Origin of the sequence: Caldisericum sp., assembly GCA_022759145.1 — a bacterium.
Lineage (GTDB): Bacteria > Caldisericota > Caldisericia > Caldisericales > Caldisericaceae > Caldisericum.
On the sequence record JAEMPV010000014.1, the window covers coordinates 1 to 5,021 of the forward strand.

2 protein-coding genes are annotated in these 5,021 nt (G+C 32.8%); both read left to right on the forward strand.

The window, feature by feature from the left end; translation table 11 throughout:
* Window positions 1–227: 227 nt before the first annotated feature.
* Complete coding sequence (locus tag JHC30_00620; GenBank protein MCI4462663.1) at window positions 228–3,425, forward strand: hypothetical protein; 3,198 nt, start codon at window positions 228–230, stop codon at window positions 3,423–3,425.
* 1 nt (window position 3,426) lies between these two features.
* A partial coding sequence (locus tag JHC30_00625) for a hypothetical protein (protein MCI4462664.1) occupies window positions 3,427–5,021 on the forward strand: 1,595 nt, incomplete at its 3' end.

The window sequence follows — 5,021 nt, forward strand, 5'->3', positions numbered from 1 at the left end:
CAAATGGCATTTGGAAAAATTAATAGAAGAGATAAAATGATATTAAAAGGAAAAAAACAAAGTGTATAAAGAAGCAATTAATAAGAAAACAATATACACAAATAGAGATAAAATTCTCAAACCATTTAATTATATATATTTATTGATGACCAACTACCAGAAAAGCAGGATATGTCAATGGTTGACACAAGTAAATATTTTCATTTTTAAGTGATAAGGAGAGTCCAATGTCAGGATTAACATTTATTACAAACGAGGAAAACGAGACATTAAAAGAAAGATTCGTAAGACTTATCAAAGACTGTAAAACCTTTGATTGCTTAGTAGGATACTTCTATCTAAGCGGCTTCCATGAGATTTATAAGGCACTCGAAAATACTGAGAAAATAAGGATTTTGATAGGCATAGGTACAAGCGAGGAGACTTATAATTTAATCTCCGAAGAGGATGAAAAGCAACTGTCTCTTTTTGAGGCTTCTCATTTTGAGACAAAAAGAATATATAGTGATCTATTAACTGCTGAATTTGAAAACTCTGAAGATAGTCCAAAGATTGAAGAGGGCATAATAAAATTCAAAGAGTGGTTAAAAAGTGGCAAGTTAGAGATAAGAGCTTTTCCTTCAAGAAATCTTCATGCAAAATTATACATTTTTACTTTTAAAAGCGGTGACAGAGATATCGGAAGAGTCATTACAGGCTCAAGTAACTTCTCAAAGCGAGGTTTAATTGATAATTTGGAGTTCAATGTTGAACTTAAAAGAGAAGAAGACTATTTTTTTGCATTAGAAAAGTTCAACAGTTTATGGGAAGATTCAGTAGATGTTAGCGACGAATTTATTACGACAGTCGATAATAAGACCTACTTAAACGAAAATATTACTCCTTATGAACTTTACTTGAAGTTTCTTTACGAATATTTTAGACAAGACTTAAGTTTAGATGACAATCTTTTCATAAAGCATCTACCAGAAGGATTTAAAGACTTAGAGTATCAGCGACAGGCAGTAATAAATGCAAAGAAAATTCTTGAAGAATACGGCGGTGTATTTATATCAGATGTCGTAGGTCTTGGGAAAACATATATTGCAACGATGCTTGCTTCCCAACTTGAAGGAAGAACAATAGTCATTGCACCACCGGCTTTGCTAGACGAAAAGAACCCTGGATCATGGCCCAATGCATTCTTTGAATTTCATATCCCAGTAAAAACATTCTCAACTGGCAAGCTTGATGATATAGAGAAATATGGACTCGATAAATTTGAGAATGTAATAATTGATGAGGCTCACCGTTTTAGGAACGAAAGCACTATTAACTACGAAAGACTTGCAAGGATAGTAAGAGGAAAGAGAGTAATCCTTGTTACCGCTACACCATATAATAATTCTCCAAAAGATATTTTAAACATGATTTCTCTTTTTCAAAACAAAAGAAAAAGTACAATTCCAGGAGTTCCTGACATTGAAGCTTTTTTTACAAGACTTGATAATAAGCTAAAAAAAGTCGATAAAAGAAAGGATCCCAAAAAGTTTATTGAACTCAACAGAGAAAACGCAAAGGAGATAAGAGAAAAGGTATTAAGGTATCTAATGGTAAGGCGAACAAGAAACGAGATAGAAAAATATTTTTCTGAAGACTTAAAAAAGAACAATATAAAATTTCCTAAAATCGAGGATCCAAAAAGGTTCTACTATGAATTTGATGACAAAGAAGATGAAATATTTGACAAAACTCTGAAATACTTGACGCAGGATTTTACATATGCAAGGTATACGCCATTGCTCTACCTTAAGCATCCCATTTCAGAACTTGAAAAACAATCCCAAGCCAATATGGGCGGGTTTATGAAAGTCTTGCTTGTGAAGCGACTGGAAAGTAGTTTCTATGCCTTTAAAAAATCGGTAGAAAGATTTATAGAGTCTTATGAGGGTTTCGTGAAAAATTACGAGAATGGAAATGTTTATGTAAGTAAAAAATATTCCAATAAGATTTTTGAATTGCTCGAGCAAGGCGAAGACGACAAAGTCGAAGAACTGATTGACAAAGGAGAGGCAAAAAAGTATAGTAGTTTGGATTTCAAAGAAAGATTTATCCAGGATATTAAGAAAGACCTTGAAATTCTTAAAGATATAAAGAATATGTGGGCATCAATAAACGAAGACCCCAAACTTAACAAACTTATTTCAGAATTAAAAACCAATCCAATTCTTAGTAAGAACAAAGTTGTAATCTTCACCGAGTCGAAAGAGACAGCAGAGTATCTTGTTGAAAACATTAATAAGGAATTGGGCAATTGCTCCCTTCTTTTCACAGGAGACTCAGACACAAGCATAAGAGACAAAGTAATCGAAAACTTTGATGCAAAAGCAAGGGTGCAAAAAGATGATTATAGGATTCTTGTTGCTACAGAAGTCTTGTCAGAAGGTGTTAACCTCCATAGATCAAATGTTGTTATTAATTACGATATACCATGGAATCCAACAAGACTGATACAAAGAGTTGGTCGTATAAATAGAATCGATACACCATTTGATAAAATTTATACTTTTAATTTCTTCCCAACAAAGAAAGCAAACAACGAAATTCAGTTAGAAGAAACTGCCCGGGCAAAAGTTAATGCCTTCCTTACACTACTCGGAGGCGACGCCTCAATACTAACCGAAGGCGAACCGGTTGAATCACATGAATTGTTCGATAGATTAACCTCGAAGAAAACTTTAGAAGGCGATGAAGAAGATTCAGATAACCTAAAATATTTTGCTATTATTAAAAATATAAGAGATAACAATCCAGACCTGTTTGAGAAAATAAAAAAATTGCCGAAAAAGGCTCGCACAGCAAAAAAATATACACAATCATTTAAAGATATTGTTTCGCCAAATTCATTAGTTACTTATTTTAGAAAAGGTAAATTGGATAAATTCATAATTTCTAATGAATCTACAGATGCTTATGAAATCGATTTTTTAACAGCTGCAAAGATACTTGAATCAGAAATTAACGAGAAAAAAGAAACGCTCCCTAAAGACGAATTTTATAAACTTCTTTTGAAGAATAAGGAAAAGTTTAATGAATTAACAGATGAAACTATAAAAGCCAAAATAAAAGGAATAGAAAAAGAAGTTGAGGGAATAGTAAGTTTCGCTCTCGAAAATGCCAAAATTCTTACCGAAGAACAGGAGGAATTCCTTAGACTTGTAAAGGAAAAACTTTATGAAGGTTCAATTACCAAAACCCCCTTAAGCAGGGTAAAAGAATCTTGGGAACAACTTGAAACTAAGGATAAAGAAAATCCCTTAAAAATAGTTGCAATTCTACAAAGATCAATACCAAGCGAGCTTCTCGCTTCACACCTGGCAACGCAAAAAGAATCACCAACATCAAAGCGCGAAGTTATTCTCTCATTATTTCTGAAGGAGGAATAAAATGAAAAAAGAACAAGCAATAAGGTTAATTGAAACTACTTTCGAAAATGAATATGATAAGGAAAGGTTTACCAACTTCATAAGAAACCTTTTAAAAGAGTTTGAACCCAAAAATCAAAAAATAAACTTCTCGTCATTTCTTCGACAAAATATTGCTTCTTATATAGAAAGTTTTGAAATTTTAGGAAGATACAAAGATCCAAACGGTAAAGTTATAGATGTATTAAGCGTTCAACTTAAAGACGAAAATTCTTTAATTAGGGCACGAACAGCGCTAAGAGATGCAGTAGAAAAATATATTAAAAATGAAATCATCGGTGCAGCGTTAGTAGCTTTTACATCGTCTAAAAAAGATGAATGGAAATTTTCTTTAGTCAAAATTGAACCAAGAATAGTAGAAAATAAAATTGAAAAGGAATCAAGCCCAGCAAAGAGATTTTCATACTTGCTTGGCAAAGGCGAACCAAGTTATACAGCAAAGTCAAGATTTATACCGCTCCTGGCAGATGAAGAAAAATTTGTTTCGCTTCAAGATTTAACAGATGCATTTAGTGTTGAAAAAGTAACAGAAGAATTCTTCGAAGCTTATAGATTTGCCTTATATGAAAAGGTTATGAAAGAAATTAAAGCGCCTATAAGGCTTACTGATCAACAAAAATTTGCTTTTTCTCAAAAGTTGCTTTCAAGAATAATGTTTATATATTTTTTGCAAAGAAAAGGATGGCTTAAGTGGAAAGACTATGTCCAAGACAAACGATACATAAAGAATTTATGGGAAAAATACAAAAAATACGGTAAAAATAAGGATACTTTTTACTCAGTCTGGCTTTCAAGTTTGTTTTTTGGCGCATTCAATAAAAAAAGTGAATATATCAATTCAAATTTGCCTGACGAAATTAAAGAGTCTTTCAATAATATGCCTTTTTTAAACGGAGGGTTGTTTTACAAAGACAAAGAAGATGAACTTGGGATAATGGTTCCTGATAAAGTATTTGAATGGTTATTCGAACCGGATTTTAGCGAGAACGATAAGAAAAAGGGATTCCTTGAAACATTCAACTTTACTATTTCTGAAGATCTCCCAATTGATAAGGAAGTGGCTGTTGATCCAGAGATGCTTGGAAAAGTTTATGAATCACTCGTTACGGAAGAGGAGAGAGGTAGTTCCGGTATATTCTACACGCCAAGAACTGAAATTGACTATATGTGTAGATTATCTCTGATTGAATATTTACACGACAGAACAAGAATAGATAAAGAAAAAATTATAGACTTAGTATTTAATCCCCATGAAATTAGAAATACAGGAATTAGCAAAGAGGAAGCAGAACACATCGAAAAAGAACTAAGCAAAGTGAGTATAGTCGACCCTGCTGTTGGATCTGGATCATTTCTTGTTGGAATGATGAACATTCTGGTTGAATTGCGAAACTCACTAAACGAAATAATTAAAGGAGAAATAGAAAACACTTTTGAACTGAAGAAGAAGATCGTTCAAAAAAATTTATATGGCGTTGATGTTAAAGGCTGGGCAGTTCATGTCGCAGAATTACGTCTTTGGCTTTCTCTAATAATTGACGCTGACGAGAAGGAATT